The sequence below is a fragment of the Clostridium sp. genome (assembly GCF_017888565.1).
In the GTDB taxonomy this organism is placed as follows: domain Bacteria; phylum Bacillota; class Clostridia; order Clostridiales; family Clostridiaceae; genus Clostridium.
Map to the genome: position 1 here is coordinate 22,055 of NZ_JAGHFX010000030.1, position 22,085 is coordinate 44,139.

The 22,085-nt window shown below is 29.1% G+C and carries 21 protein-coding genes and 1 riboswitch; of the genes, 4 read left to right on the forward strand and 17 right to left on the reverse strand.

From position 1 onward, the window contains the following. Positions 1-14: 14 nt before the first annotated feature. The 3 genes from pfkB to J7M87_RS05400 all read right to left on the reverse strand — a co-directional run bounded on the left by pfkB (position 15) and on the right by J7M87_RS05400 (position 2,214). Positions 15-920 (reverse strand): 1-phosphofructokinase, encoded by a 906-nt coding sequence (gene pfkB / locus J7M87_RS05390; RefSeq protein ID WP_291649391.1) that lies wholly within the window; start codon positions 918-920, stop codon positions 15-17. Then, positions 917-1,669 carry a DeoR/GlpR family DNA-binding transcription regulator gene (locus J7M87_RS05395; RefSeq protein WP_291649393.1) on the reverse strand — a complete coding sequence of 251 codons (753 nt, stop codon included), beginning with the start codon at positions 1,667-1,669 and terminating at the stop codon, positions 917-919. Before J7M87_RS05395 ends, pfkB begins: the two co-directional genes overlap by 4 nt. A 224-nt stretch (positions 1,670-1,893) precedes the next feature. After that, complete coding sequence (locus tag J7M87_RS05400) at positions 1,894-2,214, reverse strand: (2Fe-2S)-binding protein (RefSeq protein ID WP_291649395.1); 321 nt, start codon at positions 2,212-2,214, stop codon at positions 1,894-1,896. A gap of 228 nt (positions 2,215-2,442) precedes the next feature. On the opposite strand from J7M87_RS05400, the gene pflB reads away from it, so the two are divergent. Further along, on the forward strand, positions 2,443-4,674 hold the full coding sequence (gene pflB / locus J7M87_RS05405) for a formate C-acetyltransferase (protein ID WP_291649397.1): 2,232 nt from the start codon (positions 2,443-2,445) through the stop codon (positions 4,672-4,674). 34 nt (positions 4,675-4,708) lie between these two features. Here pflB and J7M87_RS05410 read toward each other — a convergent pair whose 3' ends face one another. From J7M87_RS05410 to J7M87_RS05420, 3 genes are all read right to left on the reverse strand, one after another. Continuing rightward, positions 4,709-5,593, reverse strand: coding sequence for a tocopherol cyclase family protein (locus tag J7M87_RS05410; protein ID WP_291649399.1), 885 nt, complete (start codon positions 5,591-5,593; stop codon positions 4,709-4,711). Next, entirely contained in the window at positions 5,583-7,025 is a 1,443-nt protein-coding gene (locus tag J7M87_RS05415; protein WP_291649401.1) for an FAD-dependent oxidoreductase, read from the reverse strand. The genes J7M87_RS05410 and J7M87_RS05415 overlap by 11 nt, the downstream gene beginning before the upstream one ends. An 84-nt stretch (positions 7,026-7,109) precedes the next feature. After that, entirely contained in the window at positions 7,110-7,589 is a 480-nt protein-coding gene (locus J7M87_RS05420) for an iron dependent repressor, metal binding and dimerization domain protein (protein WP_291649403.1), read from the reverse strand. Positions 7,590-7,761: 172 nt separating this feature from the next. On the opposite strand from J7M87_RS05420, the gene J7M87_RS05425 reads away from it, so the two are divergent. Continuing rightward, positions 7,762-7,989, forward strand: coding sequence for a FeoA family protein (locus tag J7M87_RS05425; RefSeq protein WP_111928528.1), 228 nt, complete (start codon positions 7,762-7,764; stop codon positions 7,987-7,989). A 21-nt stretch (positions 7,990-8,010) separates the two neighbouring features. Then, positions 8,011-10,122, forward strand: a complete 2,112-nt coding sequence (gene feoB / locus J7M87_RS05430) for a ferrous iron transport protein B (protein WP_291649408.1) — start codon at positions 8,011-8,013, stop codon at positions 10,120-10,122. A 113-nt stretch (positions 10,123-10,235) separates the two neighbouring features. Here the strand turns inward: feoB and J7M87_RS05435 are convergent, their stop codons facing one another. Further along, positions 10,236-10,511 carry a hypothetical protein gene (locus J7M87_RS05435; protein WP_291649409.1) on the reverse strand — a complete coding sequence of 92 codons (276 nt, stop codon included), beginning with the start codon at positions 10,509-10,511 and terminating at the stop codon, positions 10,236-10,238. 233 nt (positions 10,512-10,744) lie between these two features. On the opposite strand from J7M87_RS05435, the gene J7M87_RS05440 reads away from it, so the two are divergent. Then, the gene (locus tag J7M87_RS05440) at positions 10,745-10,873 is read left to right on the forward strand and encodes a hypothetical protein (protein WP_291649412.1); all 129 of its coding nucleotides are present in this window, start codon (positions 10,745-10,747) and stop codon (positions 10,871-10,873) included. Between the two features lie 112 nt (positions 10,874-10,985). On the opposite strand, the gene J7M87_RS05445 is transcribed toward J7M87_RS05440, so the two are convergent. The 10 genes from J7M87_RS05445 to J7M87_RS05490 all read right to left on the reverse strand — a co-directional run bounded on the left by J7M87_RS05445 (position 10,986) and on the right by J7M87_RS05490 (position 21,561). Further along, positions 10,986-12,386 (reverse strand): FAD-binding oxidoreductase, encoded by a 1,401-nt coding sequence (locus tag J7M87_RS05445; RefSeq protein ID WP_291649414.1) that lies wholly within the window; start codon positions 12,384-12,386, stop codon positions 10,986-10,988. After that, positions 12,376-13,578, reverse strand: coding sequence for an electron transfer flavoprotein subunit alpha (locus J7M87_RS05450; RefSeq protein ID WP_291649415.1), 1,203 nt, complete (start codon positions 13,576-13,578; stop codon positions 12,376-12,378). The genes J7M87_RS05445 and J7M87_RS05450 overlap by 11 nt, the downstream gene beginning before the upstream one ends. 11 nt (positions 13,579-13,589) lie before the next feature. Then, positions 13,590-14,378, reverse strand: coding sequence for an electron transfer flavoprotein subunit beta/FixA family protein (locus J7M87_RS05455; protein WP_291649417.1), 789 nt, complete (start codon positions 14,376-14,378; stop codon positions 13,590-13,592). A gap of 264 nt (positions 14,379-14,642) precedes the next feature. Beyond that, entirely contained in the window at positions 14,643-15,008 is a 366-nt protein-coding gene (locus tag J7M87_RS05460) for a hypothetical protein (RefSeq protein WP_291649419.1), read from the reverse strand. 204 nt (positions 15,009-15,212) lie between these two features. Beyond that, a complete protein-coding gene (gene dhaS / locus J7M87_RS05465) occupies positions 15,213-15,779 on the reverse strand; it encodes a dihydroxyacetone kinase transcriptional activator DhaS (protein WP_291649421.1) in 567 nt (188 codons plus the stop codon). A gap of 135 nt (positions 15,780-15,914) precedes the next feature. Further along, positions 15,915-16,805: an SDR family oxidoreductase gene (locus J7M87_RS05470; protein WP_291649423.1), complete on the reverse strand. Its 891-nt coding sequence runs from the start codon at positions 16,803-16,805 to the stop codon at positions 15,915-15,917. Positions 16,806-16,955: 150 nt separating this feature from the next. Next, entirely contained in the window at positions 16,956-18,953 is a 1,998-nt protein-coding gene (locus tag J7M87_RS05475; protein ID WP_291649425.1) for a methyl-accepting chemotaxis protein, read from the reverse strand. 181 nt (positions 18,954-19,134) lie between these two features. Beyond that, entirely contained in the window at positions 19,135-19,875 is a 741-nt protein-coding gene (locus J7M87_RS05480) for an amino acid ABC transporter ATP-binding protein (RefSeq protein ID WP_291649427.1), read from the reverse strand. An 11-nt stretch (positions 19,876-19,886) separates the two neighbouring features. Next, positions 19,887-20,663, reverse strand: coding sequence for an amino acid ABC transporter permease (locus tag J7M87_RS05485; RefSeq protein ID WP_291649429.1), 777 nt, complete (start codon positions 20,661-20,663; stop codon positions 19,887-19,889). Between the two features lie 73 nt (positions 20,664-20,736). Continuing rightward, positions 20,737-21,561 carry a transporter substrate-binding domain-containing protein gene (locus tag J7M87_RS05490; RefSeq protein ID WP_291649430.1) on the reverse strand — a complete coding sequence of 275 codons (825 nt, stop codon included), beginning with the start codon at positions 21,559-21,561 and terminating at the stop codon, positions 20,737-20,739. A gap of 149 nt (positions 21,562-21,710) precedes the next feature. Next, a riboswitch (Lysine riboswitch) is annotated at positions 21,711-21,894 on the reverse strand. Positions 21,895-22,085: the final 191 nt, after the last annotated feature.

Below are 22,085 nucleotides of genomic sequence, written 5' to 3' on the forward strand. Positions count from 1 at the left end.
TTCAATCCTCCAAATTATAATATTTGATTCAACAATTCATAAACTTTTTCTTTTGTTGCTAACCCTTCTGAAAATGCACTTGCACTTCCAGTAGCGACCCCCATTTTAAATGCTTCTTCTAGTCTATTATTTTTTATATATCCAGCTATAAAGCCTCCTACCATTGAATCGCCAGCTCCGACTGAATTAATTAATTTCCCTTTAGGTACATCTGATTTAATTATTTCATCATTCTCTGTTACAAAAATAGCTCCATCGCCTGCTCTAGAAATTAAAACATTTTTCGCTCCCATTTCTCTAAGCTTTTTGGCATAACTCACTATATCTTCTTCATTCTCTATAGTGGTATTAAATAATTCTGCTAATTCATGATGGTTAGGCTTAATTAAAAACGGCTTGTATTTTAATACATTTAGCAAAAGTTCACCCGTTGCATCAACAATAAACTTTATACCTCTATTAGATAACCTTTCCATTATTAATTCATATATATTTTTAGGAAGAGTTGCCGGAATGCTACCTGCTAAGACTAAAATATCACCTGCTTTTAATAATTCTAGCTTTTCATATAGCTCCTCTAGATCTTTATCTGAAATACTAGGCCCCTGACCATTTATTTCCGACTCTTCATTAGATTTTAATTTAACATTTATCCTAGACATTCCATTATCTAGCTTTATGAAATCTGTATTACACCCAAAAGCCTTAACTTTATGCTCTATTTCATCGCCTGTAAAACCTGCTATATATCCAAGTGCTACATTTTCTACATCTAAATTCTTTAAAACTATCGAAACGTTTATACCCTTGCCTCCGGCATAAACTTCTTCATAAGAAGTTCTATTCACCTCTCCTAATTTAAAGTCTTTAACTCTTATTATGTAATCTAACGCTGGATTAAAAGTTATAGTATAAATCATAGCTTTAAAACCTCCACTATTTCTGCCTTATTACAATAACTAGTATTCTCTAATATTGTTGTTATTATCACTGCTTCGTCTATTTCTCCAAAAGTTATACAACTAATTTCATTAAACTTTGTTTTATCCGCCAAAATATATGGATTTCTTGTCCTTTTTAGTGCTTCTTCCTTAACTAAGGCTTCCTTTATATCAGGAGTAGTATATCCTCTATAGTCAGATATCCCATTTGTTCCAAAGAAACCTTTAGTAAAATTATATCTTTTCAAACTATTTATAGCTTCCACTCCAACTATAGCCTCTGTTGAATCTTTAATTTCACCACCAAGTATATAAGTTCTAAATCCATTACTTATTAATTTTTTTGCTTGATTTATTCCATTAGTAACATATATAGCTTCTTTCTCTTTTAGAAAATCAATCATTAAATTTGTTGTTGTTCCTGAATCTATATATACAAAATCATCTTTTTTAATAAGACTTGCTGCATATTTTGCAATAATAGATTTATCGTTAATATTTAATGTTTCTCTTATTGATACTAAATCATCTTTAGTATGAAATTCTTTTTCTAGCAGAGTTGCTCCACCATGGACCTTTTTAAGCTTTCCTGCTTCATCTAAATAATTCAAATCTCTTCTTATTGTAGATTCTGAAGTATCTAACGTCTTTACAAGTTCATTTACATATACTACAGAATTATTTCTAAGCTCTTCTAATATAAGTTTATGTCTCTCTTCAGTTAACACTAAAATCACTCCCAACTAAATAATACAACTTTTCAAAATCAATTTCAACCATTATCATTCATTTTCATTCATAAACAATCATTTTCATTCATTTTTAATAGATTTTATTAATATTTATTACCATTTAACCCATAAATACTAATATTTCATTTTTATAAAAAGAAAAACCTTAAGAATTTTCTTCCTTAAGGTTTATTTTCGTGTAATTAATAGCAAAATATACTTTATCTTTTTAATTGAATAATATTTTCGATCAATCCCTTACATCTTCCACATGTAGTTCCTGCTTTAGTTGCTTCCCCAACCTTTTCAACTGTATCTGCTCCATTATTAACTGCAATAACTACATCTTTTAAAGATACATTATTGCAACTACATACAGAATCTAAAATTTCTTGAACTTGGCTTGTACATCCCCCGCAACAAGTCGCAGCACCAGTTTGATCCATTATTTCATCTAATGTTCTAGTTCCACTCTTCATTGCTTTTCTTATATCTAAATAACTTACATTTCTACATCTACAAATCTTTCTATCCCCAGTCATAAACTCCTCCAGATTATATTTATTTCTTTTAACATTATATATTGATAATATTTATTATTCAATATATTTTATTAATTAATTTATTATATTTTTATTATTTTATTTAATTATTAATTTATTGCAATAAGAGAACTTTAATGTTAAAATTTACTTGATAAATATTATTTATTGAGAATTACTTCCAATATAAGTCAATATTTATAATTGTTAGAAAAAGGGGTGCATTATATGAAGCAAGAATGGATCAATTTTAAAGAAGGTCAATGGACTAAATCTGTTGATGTAAGAAACTTTATACAATTAAACTATACTCCATACAATGGGGATGATAGCTTTTTATCTGGTGCTACAGAAGCCACAAAGAAGTTATGGGATGAGGTTAGTGAATTATTTAAAAAGGAAAGAGAAAACGGTGGAGTTTTAGACGTTGATACTGAAACTGTTTCTGGTATTAATGAATATAACGCTGGATATATAGATAAAGCTTTCGAAAAAATAGTTGGTGTTCAAACTGATGCTCCATTAAAAAGAGCTGTAATGCCTTTCGGCGGTATCAGAATGGCTGAAAATGCTGCAAAATCTTATGGCTATGAAGTAAGTCCAAAAATTTCAGAAATATTTACTAAATATAGAAAAACTCATAATCAAGGTGTTTTTGATGCTTATACTGACGAAATGAGATTAGCAAGAAAATCTGGTGTTATCACAGGTCTTCCTGATGCCTATGGTAGAGGAAGAATAATAGGTGACTATAGAAGAGTTGCTCTATATGGAGTTGACAGATTAATAGAAGATAAAATTGCTCAAAAGAAGAGCTTAGAAGTTAGATGCATAGATGAAGATGTTATTAGATTAAGAGAAGAACTTTCTGATCAAATAGTTGCTTTAAAAGAATTGAAAGGATTAGCTGAAACTTACGGTCTTGATATATCTGGACCAGCTAAAAACGCTAAAGAAGCTATTCAATGGTTATACTTTGGATTCTTAGGTGCAATAAAAGACCAAAATGGTGCTGCTATGTCTCTTGGAAGAACTTCAACATTCTTAGATATATATATTGAAAGAGATTTAAAAGCAGGATTAATTACTGAGGAAGAAGCTCAAGAATTAGTTGATCATTTCGTTATGAAATTAAGACTTGTAAAATTCTTAAGAACTCCAGAATATAATGACTTATTCTCTGGAGATCCAACTTGGGTTACTGAATCAATTGGTGGTATGGGACTAGATGGAAGAACATTAGTTACTAAAAACTCTTTCAGAATCCTTAATACACTATATACTTTAGGACCATCACCAGAACCTAACTTAACTGTACTTTGGTCAACAAGATTACCTCAAGGATTTAAGGACTTCTGTTCAAAAGTTTCTATTGATACAAGTTCTGTTCAATATGAAAATGATGATTTAATGGCTCCTTACTGGGGTGATGATTATGCAATTGCTTGTTGTGTATCTGCTATGAGAGTTGGTAAGCAAATGCAATTCTTCGGTGCTAGAGTTAACTTAGCTAAAACTTTACTTTACGCTATAAATGGTGGAAGAGATGAAAAGTATGGAATGCAAGTTGGTCCAAAACTAGCTCCAATAACTAGTGAATATTTAAATTATGAAGAAGTAATGGATAAATTTGAAATAATGACAGACTGGTTAGCTAACCTTTATGTTAACACTTTAAATGTTATTCACTACATGCATGATAAGTATTCTTATGAAAAATTACAAATGGCTTTACATGACAGAGATGTATTTAGAACAATGGCTTGTGGTATAGCTGGATTATCCGTTTGTGCTGATTCACTTTCAGCTATTAAATATGCTAAAGTTAAGCCTATAAGAAATGAAGAAGGAGTTGCTATTGATTTTGAAATCGAAGGTGATTTCCCTAAATACGGAAATGATGATGATAGAGTTGATGATATAGCTGTATATCTTGTTGAAAATATGATGAACAAGATCAGACAAAACAAGACTTATAGAAATGCTTATCATACTCAATCTGTTTTAACTATAACTTCAAATGTTGTTTATGGTAAGAAGACTGGTACTACTCCTGATGGAAGAAAAGCTGGAGAACCATTTGCTCCAGGAGCTAACCCAATGCATGGAAGAGATAACAGCGGTTCATTAGCATCATTAAACTCAGTTGCTAAATTACCATATGAACATTCCCAAGATGGTATATCAAATACCTTCTCAATAATTCCAGATGCTTTAGGTAAAAATCCTGAAGATAGAATTAAGAACTTAAGCTCATTAATGGATGGATATTTTGGTCAAGATGCTCACCACTTAAACGTAAATGTATTTGATAGAGAAACTCTATTAGATGCTATGGAACATCCAGAATTATATCCTCAATTAACTATAAGAGTTTCCGGATACGCTGTAAACTTCATCAAGTTAACAAGAGAACAACAACTAGATGTTATAAACAGAACATTCCATAAAACAATGTAATTTATTAGGGACTTAGTATTTACTAAGTCCCTTTTTACTTAACATACTCAAAACTAGCTTTTTCACTTTCTAAGTTAAAAAGCAACTTATCTTTCTTATAAAATTTAAACCTTGCTTTACATGATAAATTTTCATAAATTGTTCTTATCATTTTCCCACCATCTGGTGCTAATAGTTTTTGCGGATAGTTTTCATTTATTTCTATTTCCAACTTATACTTTCCTTTTTTTATAATTAATCCATTCTCATTATAACTTAATATTTTAACGCCATTATAAGTTGCTAATCTATATTCTTTTTCTTTATATAAAATAGATGCAATACATCCTTTAAATTCAAATCCTAAGAATGGAATATCTGCGATGGAAACCATAATGTTTGCCTTTATATTTTTAAAACTATTACATTGAATCCATAAATATGACTTAGGGAATGACTTTCCTAAATCCTTCTCAATATACCCTATACCATCTTTTATTATTATATCTTCATTATTTATATTCAAATTCCCATTAACTATATGATGTAAACTTATTATTCCATGATTACATTCCATAAACGGAAATAAAGCAAATGGTCCCATTATATCATTTTTAATTGGAGTAACATTATCATAACTTAACTTACCTTTGATTTTTATATCACTACTAACTATATTTAATATCAATCCTTTTTTAGAAAATATACTATCTTTTATCTTAATAGTTAATTTATCATAGCTTATTGAAAAGTCTTTAAAATCGTACTTTATATTATAAGATTTATTATTAGTTATCACTTGAATAAATGCATACCTTAATCCATTCTTATCAATATTTACGCCTGGAATAAAAGCTATGCTATCATCACCAAATTGTTGTTTAAAATACCAACCTTCAAAAAAGCTTTTCTTATTACTATATGAATTTTTATTCTTCATACCTTAAATCCTTTATAGAAGGTGAATCTAATAAGTTCCCCTTAAAATCAAATCTTGACCCATGACAAGGGCAATCCCAAGATAAATCATCTGCATTCCACTTTAGCTCACATCCTAAATGCGGGCACTTAGTTGAAACTGTATAGACTTTTCCATCATTATTCTTATATACTCCTACCTTCTCTCCATTATAAATAATAATTTCACCTTCGCCATTATTTACATGTTCTATTGTTTGCATTGGTATATGTATTTTCTGTGCAATAAAGTTATATGCTGTTTCCACTCCATCTTTTGCTAGATTTTTTATAGATGCAGTCATATCAAATCTACTTGGAGAAAATATATCGTTAAAATCATGCTCTACACCAACTATCATATCACTAATAATTATTGATGAAACCATAGATGATGTCATTCCCCATTTATTAAATCCAGTGGCTACATAAACATTTGGCATTTCCTTGGAATAAATGCCTATATACGGAATCCCATCAGAAGTCATACAATCTTGAGCTGACCAATTATATTTTTCTATTGAATTAGGATATAATTTCTTGGCTAAGTCTCTAATCTTATCATAAGATCCACCTAATTCATTATCTCCAGTTCTCTTAGAGATTCCACCCATAATTAACAAATCCTTATATCGTCTAAATGTATAGCCACCATCTTTTTCATCTAAATACATTCCATGAATAATCTGGGCATCTTTAAGTGCAATTAAATGCTCTCTTTCTTGATGCATTCTCATAAAGTAATATCCTGGAGTATTTATAATTGGAAAATGGGTTGCTACTACAATACTTTTAGCTTTTATATTTCCATTATTAGTTATAACAATATCTTCTTTTATGTCTATAGCTTTTGTATCTTCATAAATAACTAGTTCTTTAGCTATATAGTTTAAAAACTTTATAGGATTAAATTGTGCTTGGTTTTTAAATTTTACAGCCTTTGCTATTTTAAATGGCAATTCAATTTCATCTACTAATTCTGCATCTATACCAATTTTTATTGATGCATCATATTCATTTTCTATCTTTTTAGGATTATCTAAACTATATACGTATGCATCTTCTATTTCAAAATCGCAATCTATATTATTACTATTTATTATTTCTTTATATGTTTCTATGGCTAATTCATTTGCCTTAGCATATTTTTTCGCATTTTCTTCGCCAAATTCTTTTATAAGCTTATCATATATTATATTATGTTGTATTGTTATTTTAGCTGTTGTGTTTTTAGTATTTCCATTTAATATTTTCCCCCTATCTATAACAACAACATCTACTCCTTTTTCTTTTAGCATATATGCTGTTAATAATCCTGTTATACCAGCTCCAATAACAACTGCTTCTACTTCTATGTCTTTCTTCAAAGGTCTTCTTTCCTTAATATCATAACTTTTACTCCAAACGGATTTCATAAAAATATCACCTCATATTTTATTATTCCATTAATTTTAGTAATTAAACAAATTTAAGATAAGGTGCCTAATATAATTAATATTTTATAATGAATCTTTAAATTCTATAAAATTATTATCTAATTTTTTTTTTATATCTGGATATTTTTCTACTACTTCTATGAAATTTATCATCCTCTCAAAAGTTTCTTTACTTAAAACATGCTCTATTTTTTCAGTTTCTTGTAATAAGTAATTTGATACACCCAATATCTTAAGAAATTTTTCTATAGTGTTATGCCTATTTAATAAATATTCTCCATAACTGCTTCCATTCTCAGTCAATTTTACATAACCATATTTTTCATAGCTAGCTAAACTTAATTCATCTAATTTTTTTATCATCTTGGTTATTGAAGCAGGTTTCACATTTAAAGCCTTTGATAAATCCCCCACCCTAGTAAACCCTTTATTTTTTGATAACCTATATATCATTTCTATATAATCTTCCATTGAAGCTGTAATTAACTTGCTATCATTTTTTAAGTAGTTATTAAAAGTATAAAATTCTTCTCTTTCATTCATGTCAACCCCTCCATTTCAAACTATCTTTATATTATATTTAACTACCTAATATAAAATTCTTATAAAATTTTATATTTTTGTATCAATATTTATTATTACCTCATAAATTGAACTATAAATAAATTTAGCCTAAGCTAAAAAAATTAGATAAACGAAACTATGGAGGTAATTTATGAAAAACTTATCAGAAATTAAAGTTGGAAGTAGCGTAATTGTAAAAAGAAATAATTCCAAATCATCACTTAAAGAAAGACTATTAGCATTAGGATTAACTCAAGGTGCAATAATAGAGGTGCTTAGAAAAGGCCCTAAAAATAATTTAACAGTCTATAGAATCAGAGGAGCTATGATTGCTTTAAGAAAAGAAGAAGGACAACTTATTGAAGTTTCAGAACTATAAATTTTAAGAGGTGATTTTAAAATGGGTTTAACAGCTCAAACTAGTCAAATTAATTCTATGAAAGACATTTTTAATATTGGCAAAAAAAATAATCAGTATGTAATTGCTTTAGCGGGTAATCCTAATACCGGTAAAAGTACAGTTTTTAATTATTTAACTGGACTTCATCAGCATACTGGCAATTGGCCTGGCAAGACAGTTGTAAATGCTCGTGGAGAATTTAATTACAATGGGAATGAATATATTCTTGTAGACTTACCTGGAACCTACTCATTATTTTCATCCTCTATTGATGAAGAAATAGCACGTGATTTTATATGTTACGGAAATTATGATGCTGTTGTTGTAGTTACTGATGCAACTTGTTTAGAAAGAAACCTAAACCTAGTTTACCAAATTTCTGAACTAACTAATAAAGTTATTGCCTGCGTCAACTTAATAGATGAAGCCAAAAAGAAAAACATACAAATTGATAAAGATGGACTTGAAAACTCATTAGGAATACCAGTAGTTCTTACTGCTGCTAATAAAGGTATTGGTATTGATAAACTTAAAACTGAAATCGAAAATTTAGCTGTAAAAAAGAAAATTCCTACCCCAAATAAAATTATATATAATGAATTTATTGAAAACCTTGTTGAAAAAATAGAAAAAAAATTAGTATCGTATGATATTGTAAATAAAAGATGGGTGGCTTTAAGGTTAATAGACAGTAACTATGATATATTTAAAAAACTAGATGAGTTCGATGATAAATTCAACACTATTATAGCTAAAAACATTCAATCCGAACTTAATCTAAATACAGATAAAGAGAAATTAAGAGAATACATTTCAGAAATGAATTATAAACAAGCTAAAATAATAAAAGATAAATTTGTAAAAGAAGACCTAAAAAAAATAAATAGAGATAAAAAAATAGATGACATACTAACATCAAAGGTATTCGGAATACCATTAATGCTACTCTTACTCGGCATTGTATTTTGGTTAACTATAGAAGGTGCAAACTATCCTTCACAAGTTTTATCTGATCTCCTATTCTCATTTCAAGATAAACTAACTGAATTATTTAATTTACTAGGAGCTCCAGATTGGCTACATGGAATTTTAGTCTTAGGCCTATACAGAACCTTAGCTTGGGTTATAGCTGTAATGCTTCCACCTATGGCTATATTTTTCCCACTATTCACCTTACTAGAAGATTCAGGATATTTGCCTAGAATAGCCTTTAACTTAGATCATATGTTTAAAAAATGTTGTGCTCATGGTAAACAATGCCTTACTATGTGTATGGGTTTTGGATGCAACGCTGCTGGGGTAATAGGTTGTAGAATCATAGAGTCTCCAAGAGAAAGACTTATAGCTATAATAACTAATAACTTTGTTCCATGCAATGGTCGCTTCCCTACTTTAATTGCAATAGCTACAGTATTCTTTGCTGTTACATCCAACAATACAATAAATAATATAATTCCATCATTATCTATTACCTTAATTGTCATCTTAGGTATAGCTATGACTTTATTAGTTTCATTCATTTTATCTAAAACCCTTTTAAAAGGTGTACCTTCTACCTTTACACTAGAACTTCCTCCGTATAGGAAACCTCAAATAGGTAGAGTATTATATACTTCAATTATAGATAGAACAATATTCGTATTAAGTAGAGCTGTACTAGTTGCTGCTCCTGCTGGTGCAATTACATGGATATTAGCTAATATCTATATAGGAGACTTAAGCATAATAAGTCATGTAGCTAATTTCTTGCAACCTTTAGGTAATGCTATTGGACTAGATGGATTTATACTTCTTGCTTTTTTAGTTGGTCTTCCAGCAAACGAAATAGTTCTTCCTGTACTATTAATGGCATACTTAGCTACAGGAACATTAACAGACTTTTCAAGTATAGAATCATTAAGAGAAATTTTAGTAAATAACAATTGGACTTTACTTACTGCACTAAATACTATGCTATTTAGTTTACTTCATTGGCCTTGTTCAACCACACTTTGGACTATAAAAAAGGAAACTGGTAGCATTAAATGGACACTACTTTCATTTATAATTCCTACTGTAATCGCTTTTGTAGTATGTTTTATAACAGCATCTATATATAGATTAATTGTATAATAATTTTTATATGATAACTATAAATAGCTTAATGATAAAATACCATTGAACTATTTATAGTTATTATAATATTTGACTTTTAACTAAACATACAATTATATTTCTATTTGAAACTATTGCATTTTCTTATTTTTTCTATTTATCTCCTTTTCACAGCATCTGCCTTTTTTTCTTTTTAAGAACATCATAGGTAACATTAATAGCATAATTAAAGGGCATATAAATGGTGCCATCACTCCTAATATTTCACTAACTTTAGGAGAAAATTTATAGACTATTGGCAATAGTAATATTATAACTATTGGTAAAGCACAGCATAAACCCATATGAAATACATGTTTAAAATAACTATGCTTATAATCATATCCATCTTCATTATTGTGATTCATTCTTAATCCTCCTTAATAAAATTTAATATAATTTATTCCTATAATAATATTAATCATTTTAAATGAAGATTTTATGAATATACCTTATTAGTTATAAAATTAATTTGTAATAATATTTATTTTATCTCCATAATTTCTTCATATTTATATAATATAATTCTCGTATCAACTTAATAGAGGTTTATTAGCTTAATTAAATTTAAGTAATATGAGCTTTTTAAGGAGGAAATCTAATGATAAATTTTTTAAAAACTATCTTTAGCAAAAATTACAGGAAAAAATATTATAGAAAAGTTTTAAATGCCTGTAATGAATATAATAATGAGTTAGAAAAAATATATACAGTAAACAATATTATTTAATCCGATCCCCCAAGGCTAAAGCCTTATAATTATAAAATAGCAAATTAATTAGGATTTTTTCTAATTAAAATTAAATGGTCTAATAACTTTATTGTTACTAGACCATTTAATTTTAATAGAATACCTTTCCTGGATTTAATATATTTTTAGGGTCAAAAACTGATTTTATCCCTCTCATAATTTCAATATTTTCATCACTTAATGAATCACTCAAATACTCCTTTTTAGCATATCCTATTCCATGTTCTCCAGAAACTTGTCCTGCTAAATCTTTAGCTTTATCATACATTTTTTTCATTACATTATTTAGTTTTTCTTGCCATTTATCTTCACTTAATTTATCTCTTAGTATATAAATGTGTAAGTTCCCATCTCCTGCATGGCCAAAACTTTTTATTCTTATTTCATACTCTTCTTGAAGCTTATGAGTAAATTTTACAAAACTAGCCACTTTATTTCTTGGAACTACTACATCTACCTCATCCATTTCAGTTGTAGATGATTTTATAGCTTCTAAAAAAGCTCCTCTTGCTGACCAAATCGACTCTTGTCTTTCTTCTGTATCTGATATAAATACATCCATAGCACCTTCATTTAAACATATATCTGCAACCTTTTCATAATTCTTCTCTATTTCTTCTTTTGAGTTACCATCAAAGGTTAATAACAAATAAGCGTCTGAACTATGATCCGGGAATTTCTTGCCTAGATATTCCTCTGCTGCTAGTATTACCTCTCCTTGCATAAACTCAATAGCTGTTGGTACTGCTTTTGATTTGATTATCTTAGGTACAGTTTCAATTGCAGTTTCTAACTCCTTAAATGGAACTAATAAACTTATAGATTTTTTAGGTAGTGGCAATAACTTCAACGTTGCTTTAGTTATTATTCCTAATGTTCCTTCAGAGCCTATTATTAAATCTTTTATGCTATATCCTGAACTGTTTTTAACTACCTTTCCACCTAGGCTCAGAACCTCTCCTTTTGGAGTTACAACCTCTAATCCTCTAACATAATCTCTGGTTACTCCATATTTTACAGCCCTCATTCCTCCTGCATTAGTACTTATATTCCCTCCAATTGTAGCTGTCTTTTCACCCGGATCTGGTGGATAAAACAAATCATGATCTTGGACAGATTTTGCTATATCCATAAGTAAAACCCCAGGTTCTACTGTTAAAGTTAAATTTTCATCATCTAATTCTAATATATTATTCATTCCACTTAAATCTATGATTATTCCGCCATGAAGCGGTACACAAGCTCCTACTAGCCCTGTTCCAGATCCCCTAGCTGTAACTGGTATATTATTTTCATAAGCATACTTCATAATATTAGCTACTTCTTCAGTGTTAGAAACTTTAACTACTATCTCTGGAAATTTTCTAACAAATCCTAGTTCATCATGACTATAATCTTCATTGATATTTTCTCCATAAAAAATTCTATCATTGTCATTTATTAATACTTTTATTTCCTCTATATTTTTTTCTAACACTTTATTATATTGCATGTTCTTCTCCTCCATTCTCCTTAATCATTTGAATTAACTTTGGAATTATTTCATATATATCCCCTACTATTCCATAGTGTGCAACCTTAAATATTGGTGCCTTTTCATCATTATTTATAGCAAATATATAATCAGAGTTATTCATACCTGCAGTAAATTGAACTGCTCCAGACACTCCGCATGTTATTATAAGTTTAGCTCTAACAGTTCTTCCGCTTAACCCAACTTGCTTACTTGCATCTTCCCATCCAGATTCAATTAAGGGTCTTGTAACAGCAACTTCTCCTCCTAGTAGATCTGCTAGCTCCGTTATCATATTCATATCTTTTTCTGACTTTATTCCTCTTCCAGCTACAACTAAAACATCAGTTTCTGATATGCTATGCTCCTTCTTTTTAGATTCTATACTTTTTACATTAATATTTGATGATAACTTATTTTTGTTAATATCACAAATTATCAACTTTCCTGTAGCTTCTTTATTTCTCTCTGGTGCAGACATAACCTTATATCTAACTGTTGCTAACTGTGGTCTTGAATTTGGAGTAATTATTTGAGCCATTATATTTCCACCAAAAGCTGGTCTTATTTGTATTAAATCTGTATTTTCCTTTATATCTAAAACTGTACAATCTGCTGTTAAACCTGTTCTATACCTAGCTGCTACTCTTGGTGCTAGTGACCTTCCTAAAGTAGTTGCTCCAACTAATATAACAGATGGCTTAACGTCATCTATGAAACTCTCAAACATTGCTGTATATGGTTCTATTCTAAAATTATTTAATCTCTCATTATCATATACATATACTTTATCTACTCCATAATGTAATAACTCTTCTGCTTTTTCAGTTATATTATAGCCTATGAATATACAATATACTTCTTGTTTTACTTTATTAGATAGCTCTCTTGCTTTTCCTATAAGTTCAAATGTAACAGGGTGTATATCTCCATCTACATGATCTACATATACTGCTATACCTTTCCATTCACTTTTATCTATTAATATTTTTTCTTCTTCTATATATTTTACAGCACCTTCTGGTCCCTTCTTCACACACAACTTACACATCTTACAATTAGAATTAATATCCAGTTTCCCAGCATTATTTTCTAAGGCTCCAAATGGACATATTTTAATAATTTCATCTATATTTCCTACTTTATCTTGATTCACTACTAACTTAGACATATTTCTTCCTCCTAAATAAACTTTAATTCTTTTAACTTATTGAATATATTTTTGCTTATTTCATCTGAATTCCCATTCCATTTTTCATGACTAGAATTAGATTCAGGAGGAAATATTCTTTCAACTTGAGTTGGTGAACCATTTAAGCCATATTTATTTTCATCTTTATCTTCAAAATCACTTAATGATATTACCTTAATTTCTCTATCTTTTGATTCTATCTTTTTTCTATATGAAGGCAATCTAGGTTCAAATATATCTTTTTCTACTGTTAATAAACAAGGATATTTAACTTCAGTAATTTCTACTGTATTAGGCATGTCCATTTCTACTGTTATACAATCATTTCCTACTTCTAATATTTTTCTAACATTAGCTACATGAGGAATATCTAAATACTCAGCTATCTCTGGTCCAACTTGAGCTGTATCTCCATCAGTTGTTTGCTTGCCACAAATAATTAAATCAAAATTCTCTGTTTTCCTTATTCCTTGCGATATTGTATATGATGTTGCTAGAACATCAGCGCCTGCAAATTTTCTATCTGATATTAGCACTCCATTATCAGCTCCCATTGAAAAAGCTTCTCTTATTACCTCCATAGCTTGAGGTGGCCCCATACTTATTACACTTATACTTCCACCAGTTTTCTCCTTAATTTTAAATGCAGTTTCTAGCGCATAAAGATCATATGGATTCATCTTTGTATCTATTCCATCTCTTTTTAAAACTCCTGTTTTTTTATCAACTTCAACTTTTGACGTTCCTGGTACTTGTTTGATACAAACTATAGTATTCATAAATTCATCTCCCCTAATTTATTATGTTTTAAAGTCTTCTATATAAATTTAAGAAAACATTCATTAACTAAATTTCAATATACATAATTTTGTATATTTAAACAAACTTCTAGTCTATTTCTTCTATCAAATTAATATTTATAATTTTCATAATATTCCCCAAATAGATTGTAAACCTTTTAACGAAGCTTGTCTATAATAGTTATTTTTCTAACATATTATAAAATAAAAAAAAGATATTAAAATAATTATAAATAATTTTTTCTAATACTCTTCTTTAATATATCTTTTCTTTAACCCACCCCATAAAACCCTACATTTTACTCCAATAATTCTTGCATATATATAAGTAATTGGGCTTCTTAGCCTACCTCTTGAGCATGCAATTATAACTTCTTCACTTTTATTATTAGATATTTTTATTAATAGCTCTTTTATTCTTTCTCTATCTTTTATTATACTTTTAACTATAATGAAGATAGCTAATGGATAGAATCTTTTTATTCTTAGATGCTGTTCTTCATTTATTACTGGAATATTATATTGAGTCATATTCATCTCTAAAAATTCTGATTTTGTTCTAACATCTATAAGCTTTTTATTATTAGTATTCTTAAATTTTATAAACATTATCTTCACCTATATAATATTATTTTCTATTATATGTAATACTTTATTCCTTGTTCCTATATTTTGATTATTCTATATAATACATACTTAGGAATTAACTAATTTAAAGTATTTAAAAATATAAAAAAAGCGATCTATCCATTATGAATAGATCGTTATAAATAATACATCTATAACTATTATTGCAAAATAATTTATAAGTTCTTAAATCATTTGTTGGTATCGCTTTAGTGCTATCACAAAATTTCCCTCTATTAACTCTTTTAGTTTCTCTATTAATACCTTAGGGTCTTCTTTCATTCCATCTTTCATCCACTGTATTACCAATCCTGCAAATGCATGAGTATAGAAATCTGCCATGAATTTCTTGTCTTCTGTTTTTACATTCATATTATTAGATAATTCATTAATAACTCCCATAAGCAAATCATTTATTACTGAAAAAAGATAAGTATCTAAATGAGTTCTGCTTAATGAATTCAATGTATTGTAACAAAATTCTTTATTATCCTCTATATATAAAAATATTTTATAAAATCCATCAATCCATGTACTATAACTCTTATATTCAGCTATACTTTCAATAGCTTCTGTTTTATATATCCATTCTACAAGATCATATATATCATGAAAGTGATAATAGAAGGTTTGTCTATTTAAACTGCAATCTTCAACTACATCTTTTACTGATATTTTATTTAATGGAGCTCTTCTCATTAATTTTTTTAATGACTTTGCTAGTGACTTCTTAGTTTGTAAAGAACTAGACATTTTTTTATTTCCTCCTAAATACATCTTTCTTTATATTAAAAAGGCTTCGATAAAATTCGAAGCCCTCTAATGTAATATATTATAAATTATAACATCACTTATATACTACTTCAACTTTAATGGTAAAGTTATAATTTAACTTTCTACCATTGTTCCTCCATTTACATGAATAACTTGTCCGGTTACATAGCTCGAATCATCAGATGCTAAATATACATATGCTGGTGCTAATTCATATGGCTCACCAGCTCTTTTCATTGGAGTATCTGAACCAAATATAGCTACTTCTTCTGCTGAAAAACTAGATACTATTAACGGAGTCCAAATTGGTCCTGGTGCCACTCCATTAACTCTTATCCCCTTATCAACTAAAGATTGAGATAATGAGCGAGTAAATGTTGTTATTGCTCCTTTTGTCGCTGAATAATCTATAAGGTCTTTATGTCCTTGATATGCTGTAACAGATGTTGTATTTATAATAGAGCTTCCCTTTTTTAAATAAGGTAATGCAGCTTTAGTTAAATAAAACATGGGGAAAATATTAACTTTAAAAGTTAATTCTAACTGCTCAGAAGTTATATCCTCTATACTTTTTTGTGGAAATTGAACACCCGCATTATTTACTAATATATCTATTTTCCCAAATCTTTCAATTGTTCTTTCTACAATTTCCTTGCAAAAGTCTTCTTCACTAATGTCACCCTCTAAATTTAAACATTCACTACCATACTTCTCTACATACCCTTTAGTTTCTTCTGCATCTTCCTTTTCATATAAATATACTATTACAACATTTGCTCCTTCCTTAGCAAAAGCAACTGCTGTAGCCCTTCCAATTCCACTATCTCCGCCTGTTATTATTGCAACCCTATCCTTTAGTTTCCCACTCCCTGTATACTCAGGATCATCAAATATAGGTCTTGGATTCATTATTGATTCTATCCCTGGCTGAACATCCTGGTGTTGTGGTGGGAAATTTCTAATTTCACTATCAGTTCTCATCTTACTTCTATAATTTGATTTCATGTAATCCTCCAACTTTATTTATCACAGTATTTATACTATGAATTCACATAAAATATGGTTCCATACATAAAATATACCTAATCGTAATACATTAACACTTTTAATATCTTTTACAATTAAAAGTAGACAGTAATATTACTGCCTACTTTCTTATACTTTAAACTTATTGATTAAATTGTTTAATATCTCGGAATAGTCTCTTAATGTTTCTGCTTCCCCAGCCATCTCTTGTAAAGAAGATGATTGCTCTTCCGAAGCAGCACTTACCTCTTCTGTAATCGCTGCAGTTTCCTGTGATACAGCAGCTACTTCTGATATCTTATAAACAACAGTATCCTTACTTTGAATTATCTTATCTAAAGAAGCGCTAACCTCTTTAATATTTTCTTCTAGTCCATTTATTCTGTTATCTATTACTCCAAATTTATCTCTTGTTACTAATAAACTTTCTTGAGTATCTTCGTTTAATCTTCTAGTTGTTACTGTATCTTCATAAAGATCTTTTATATTTCCCTTTATTTCTCCTACAACACTGTTTATTTCTGTAGCTGATTTCGCTGATTCCTCTGCAAGTTTTCTTACCTCCTCAGCTACAACAGCAAACCCCCTACCAACTTCACCAGCTCTTGCAGCTTCTATGCTTGCATTTAAGGCTAAAAGATTTGTTTGCTCGGTAATTGATTTAATTGCATCAATTATAATTCCTATTTTCTCTGATTTCTCTGATAACATATCAACTTTTGAAGCCATATTCTCACTTGCTTCCTTATTTTTTTCATATGCTTCACTTAAATTTTCTATTGCAATTATTCCTTCAATAGATGATGACTTAACTTCATTTGAAGTACTTAGCATCCTATCCGAGCTTTCTATTGACTTATTTACTTCCTCCTCTAATTCTGCAACTACTCTTACACCTTCATCTAATTGAGATGCTTGATTTGTAGCACCCCCTGCTATTTGTTGAATAGATTTTGCTACTTCTTCTCCTACATTACTTGATTCTGAAATAATTCCAAATAGAGTTTCAGAGCCACAATTTACTTTTTCAGATGCTTCCTTTACCCCTGATAATAATACTCCCATATCCTCTATTAAAGCATTTAATCCATTAATCATTGAATCAATTTCCTTATTATAATAAAGCCTGCTTTCTACCTTTTCTGTAAAGTCTCCATCTTTTATCCTGTTTAATATATCTACTACTTGTTTTATTGGTTTAGTTAATTTCCCTGTATATATTTTCGAAGATATAATTACAAGTAATACAATAGCTGTAAATACTATTATTGATAATATAAAATCTTCCACATATGATTTTATAAGTTCACTAACTGGAATAAAAGTAGCTATATTTAATCCACTCTCACTTTCTATATCCTTATAGCTTAGATAAGTTACTCCATCTATCTTCAAATATTTATTAGTTTTATTTTCAATCTCAAGCACTTTTTCTATCCAAGGAATATCCTTTTCATTTTTCCCAATTAAACTAAAGTTATTATTTGCAATAATAGTTCCATCCTTGCTAAATATACTTGCAAATGCCCCTTCTCCTAAATCTATATTGCTAACTACATCAGATAATTTTTCTAGATTTTTATCTATTGCAATTACTCCTTGAAACTCTCCTTTCTCATTAAATATAGCCTTAGAATAAGTAACTACAATCCTCTTATTAATTGCATCTTCGTAAGGTTCTGAAATTATAACTTCTGATGGGTTAGTTACAGCTTTCTTGTACCACTCCCTATTTCTCGGATCATAATCACTTCCTATATCCTCATGAGGAGATAATAAAAACTTTCCATCCTCACTTCCAATATAAGCTGAAACCACATCATCATTCACGCTGGTATAACTTTGTAAAGTTTTTTCAAACCATAATGCTTCATTATTTTTATTTTCTTTTATTCCTTTGGCATTAGCATCTAATGATAAATACTCAATATCTCTATCGCTATTTAGGTGAATATTTACTAATTCCTCATTTAATAAATTAACGCTACTTTTAATTATCGAATCTGTAAATTCATTAATATTTTTATTAAGCGAATAAAAGTTTGCTATTGCCATTACTATTATTGGTATTATTGATGTAAAAATTAAAAGTTGAATTATTTCTTTTTTTATTGTTTTTTTCTTCATTTTATCCCTCTTATATACAAATTCTTAATTTATTCTATATAGTTAAGTTATCGTATTTTTTCATTCTAGATTTAGATAAAAAACCACATTTTTTAACGATTAATATATATATTTTACTTTCTTTTTAAAATCTATTGAAAAAACAAAAAAACTACTATCAAAATTTTGATAGTAGCTTTCTCTAACCATTAGTTAAAGTACGTTTTAAAAACTCTCTGGTACGCTCCTTTGTTGGATTATTAAATATTTGTTCAGGACTACCTTCCTCTTCAATAACTCCATTATTCATAAATACTACTCGGTCAGATACTTCCTTTGCAAACTCCATCTCATGTGTTACAACTAACATTGTAAGTCCAGTTTCAGCAAGTTCTTTCATAACTTTAAGAACCTCTCCTACCATTTCAGGATCAAGAGCTGATGTTGGTTCATCAAAAAGAATAACATCTGGTTCCATGGATAAGGCTCTTGCAATAGCAACACGTTGTTTTTGTCCCCCTGATAATTGCTTTGGTTTAGCATTTATATAATTTCCCATACCAACAACATCTAAATATTTCATAGCAACTTTTTCAGATTCTTCTCTTGATCTGTTTAAAACTTTCATTTGTCCAACTACACAGTTGCTTAATACATTGTGATTATTAAATAAGTTAAACTGCTGAAAAACCATTCCTAACTTAGTTCTATATTTATATATATTGTGATTATCATCTAGAATATTTTTCTCATTATACATTATTTCACCAGCAGTTGGCTTCTCTAAAAGGTTTATGCAACGTAATAAAGTTGATTTACCTGACCCAGAAGAACCTATTATACAAACAACTTCTCCTTTATCTACTGAAAAGTTGATATCCTTCAATACTTCATGGGATCCGAAAGATTTATTTAAATGTTTTATATCAATTACTTTTCGCATATTTTCTCCTCCTATGCTATTACGTTGTCTTTCGATTTACGTAACATATCCTCTGGCCTTTCTACTTGCATCTGATTACCTGCCATAATGTAATTATCTGGTCCATCTAATTTTCTTTCTATTGCTCTTAATATTCTAGTTACTGTAAATGTCATTATGAAATAAATAAAGCATGCAACAAAGAAAGATTCAAAATATCTAAAGTTATTTCCCGCAATTGATTTAGTTTGGAAAAATAACTCTGAAACGGAAATTACATTAAGAACTGATGTATCTTTTATATTAATTACAAACTCATTTCCTGTTGCTGGTAAAATATTACGAATTACTTGTGGTAATATTACATTAAGCATTGTTTGAGAATGTGTCATTCCAATTGCTTGAGCTGCCTCAAATTGGCCCTTGTCTATTGAAACAATACCTCCTCTAACTATTTCTGACATATATGCTCCTGTATTAATAGATACTATAAATAAAGCTGCAACTATTTTATTTATATCTATCCCCAAAAATTGAGCTGAACCATAATAAATTACCATAGCTTGCACAATCATAGGTGTTCCTCTAAAAAATTCTATATAGATAGAAAGAATTATATTTATGATTTTAAGAAATACTTTTTTTATACCTCTTTCTGGAACAGGAATTGTTCTTATAACACCAACTAATAAACCTATTAAAGTTCCTATTATAGTTCCTATTATAGAAATTAAAAGTGTCATCCCAGCTCCACGTAAGAACATTGGTAAATTATCTTGAAGTATTTTTATTATCCATTCAATGCTCATTTAAACCCTCCTAAAATAAAATCAAGTTATTGGGCTAGAATGAGTTATCAAATATAACCCATTCTAGTAAACTTTATTGCGCTGCTGGTTGATTCTTAACAGCTTCCCCCATTATATTTACTTGTTCTTCTTCTGATATTCCTGATAAAATTTCATTTATTCTTCCAGTTAAATCACTATTTTTCTTAATGCCTACTGCTGTTTGTGTATCCTCTGGATTAGTAACAAATCCATTTTGAAGTTCAATCATTTTAAAGTTAGAATTTGCAGATTGAGCACTTACAGCCTCTGGCTTTTCTGATACATATGCGTCAATTACTCCTGATTCAAGTGCAACTCTCATTGCAGGGAAATTATCCATGGCTTCTTGCTTATCTACACCTTCAATTTGATCTATTACTGAATAATGGAATGTATTTAATTGAGCAGTAACTTTTGCTCCATTAAAATCTGCTAAGCTTTTAGCATTTGCATATTTTCCATTGCTTTTAACAACCATTACTAATTGTGATTGATAATAATTATTTGAAAAATCAATTGTTTCCTTACGTTCTGCTGTAGGAGACATACCTGCAATAATTACATCTATTTTTCCTGAAGTTAATGCTGGTACCAGCCCGTCCCACTCTGTTTTAACAATTACTAATTCTTTGCCTAGTCCTTCTGCTATTTTCTTTGCAATTTCAACGTCATATCCACCTGCATACTCTGAACTTCCATCTATTTTTACTGCTCCATTCGAATCATTCATTTGTGTCCAGTTAAATGGTGGATATCCAGCTTCCATACCTACTCTAAATACATTTTCATTTTTAGCTGACTTTCCTGAGCCGCAACCTGTTAGTATTAGCATTGCTACTAATGATAGTAAAATTAATAGTGATAATTTTTTCTTCATATTGAATCCTCTCCTTTTTTTATAATAAAAAAACCAACCCTTAAATCTTGGGTTGGTGCTATCTTAAATATTCAGATAAGATTCTATAAAAAAATAACTGAGCAAAGCTCAGATTCAATCTTACAGATAACCTAATCCTCATCTTTCCCATTTGAGATAGCACAACTTAATAAACCGGGACATTTATTAAGACAGTCCTGCAGCTCTTAACTGCAGACCCAGCAAGCAATATTGAGAAATATTACAAGCTTCGGCAAAATTTCCTTCTCCATAGTTTCATCACCTTCTCAAGCTCCACTAAAGACTGTTAAATTTTGCGCCTCTACCTCACATATAAAAGTGAGGTATTTATTAAATTTTAAATATAGTTTATATCTTTTTCATATATTTGTCAATACAACATTGTATTATTTTTCAAAATATTATAGAAATTAATAAATATCACGATATAAAACCTCTATCTTCTGAGGAGTAATTCTAACTATACAGTTCCCTCTGATTTTTATCCAAAAACGTAAAATATC

Bases quoted from the DNA above. Each gene is read 5' to 3' on its own strand.
- pfkB (WP_291649391.1), bottom strand. From the start codon at position 920: ATGATTTATACTATAACTTTTAATCCAGCGTTAGATTACATAATAAGA.
- J7M87_RS05400 (WP_291649395.1), bottom strand. From the start codon at position 2,214: ATGACTGGGGATAGAAAGATTTGTAGATGTAGAAATGTAAGTTATTTA.
- pflB (WP_291649397.1), top strand. From the start codon at position 2,443: ATGAAGCAAGAATGGATCAATTTTAAAGAAGGTCAATGGACTAAATCT.
- J7M87_RS05410 (WP_291649399.1), bottom strand. From the start codon at position 5,593: ATGAAGAATAAAAATTCATATAGTAATAAGAAAAGCTTTTTTGAAGGT.
- J7M87_RS05415 (WP_291649401.1), bottom strand. From the start codon at position 7,025: ATGAAATCCGTTTGGAGTAAAAGTTATGATATTAAGGAAAGAAGACCT.
- J7M87_RS05420 (WP_291649403.1), bottom strand. From the start codon at position 7,589: ATGAATGAAAGAGAAGAATTTTATACTTTTAATAACTACTTAAAAAAT.
- J7M87_RS05425 (WP_111928528.1), top strand. From the start codon at position 7,762: ATGAAAAACTTATCAGAAATTAAAGTTGGAAGTAGCGTAATTGTAAAA.
- feoB (WP_291649408.1), top strand. From the start codon at position 8,011: ATGGGTTTAACAGCTCAAACTAGTCAAATTAATTCTATGAAAGACATT.
- J7M87_RS05435 (WP_291649409.1), bottom strand. From the start codon at position 10,511: ATGAATCACAATAATGAAGATGGATATGATTATAAGCATAGTTATTTT.
- J7M87_RS05440 (WP_291649412.1), top strand. From the start codon at position 10,745: ATGATAAATTTTTTAAAAACTATCTTTAGCAAAAATTACAGGAAAAAA.
- J7M87_RS05445 (WP_291649414.1), bottom strand. From the start codon at position 12,386: ATGCAATATAATAAAGTGTTAGAAAAAAATATAGAGGAAATAAAAGTA.
- J7M87_RS05450 (WP_291649415.1), bottom strand. From the start codon at position 13,578: ATGTCTAAGTTAGTAGTGAATCAAGATAAAGTAGGAAATATAGATGAA.
- J7M87_RS05455 (WP_291649417.1), bottom strand. From the start codon at position 14,378: ATGAATACTATAGTTTGTATCAAACAAGTACCAGGAACGTCAAAAGTT.
- J7M87_RS05460 (WP_291649419.1), bottom strand. From the start codon at position 15,008: ATGTTTATAAAATTTAAGAATACTAATAATAAAAAGCTTATAGATGTT.
- dhaS (WP_291649421.1), bottom strand. From the start codon at position 15,779: ATGTCTAGTTCTTTACAAACTAAGAAGTCACTAGCAAAGTCATTAAAA.
- J7M87_RS05470 (WP_291649423.1), bottom strand. From the start codon at position 16,805: ATGAAATCAAATTATAGAAGTAAGATGAGAACTGATAGTGAAATTAGA.
- J7M87_RS05475 (WP_291649425.1), bottom strand. From the start codon at position 18,953: ATGAAGAAAAAAACAATAAAAAAAGAAATAATTCAACTTTTAATTTTT.
- J7M87_RS05480 (WP_291649427.1), bottom strand. From the start codon at position 19,875: ATGCGAAAAGTAATTGATATAAAACATTTAAATAAATCTTTCGGATCC.
- J7M87_RS05485 (WP_291649429.1), bottom strand. From the start codon at position 20,663: ATGAGCATTGAATGGATAATAAAAATACTTCAAGATAATTTACCAATG.
- J7M87_RS05490 (WP_291649430.1), bottom strand. From the start codon at position 21,561: ATGAAGAAAAAATTATCACTATTAATTTTACTATCATTAGTAGCAATG.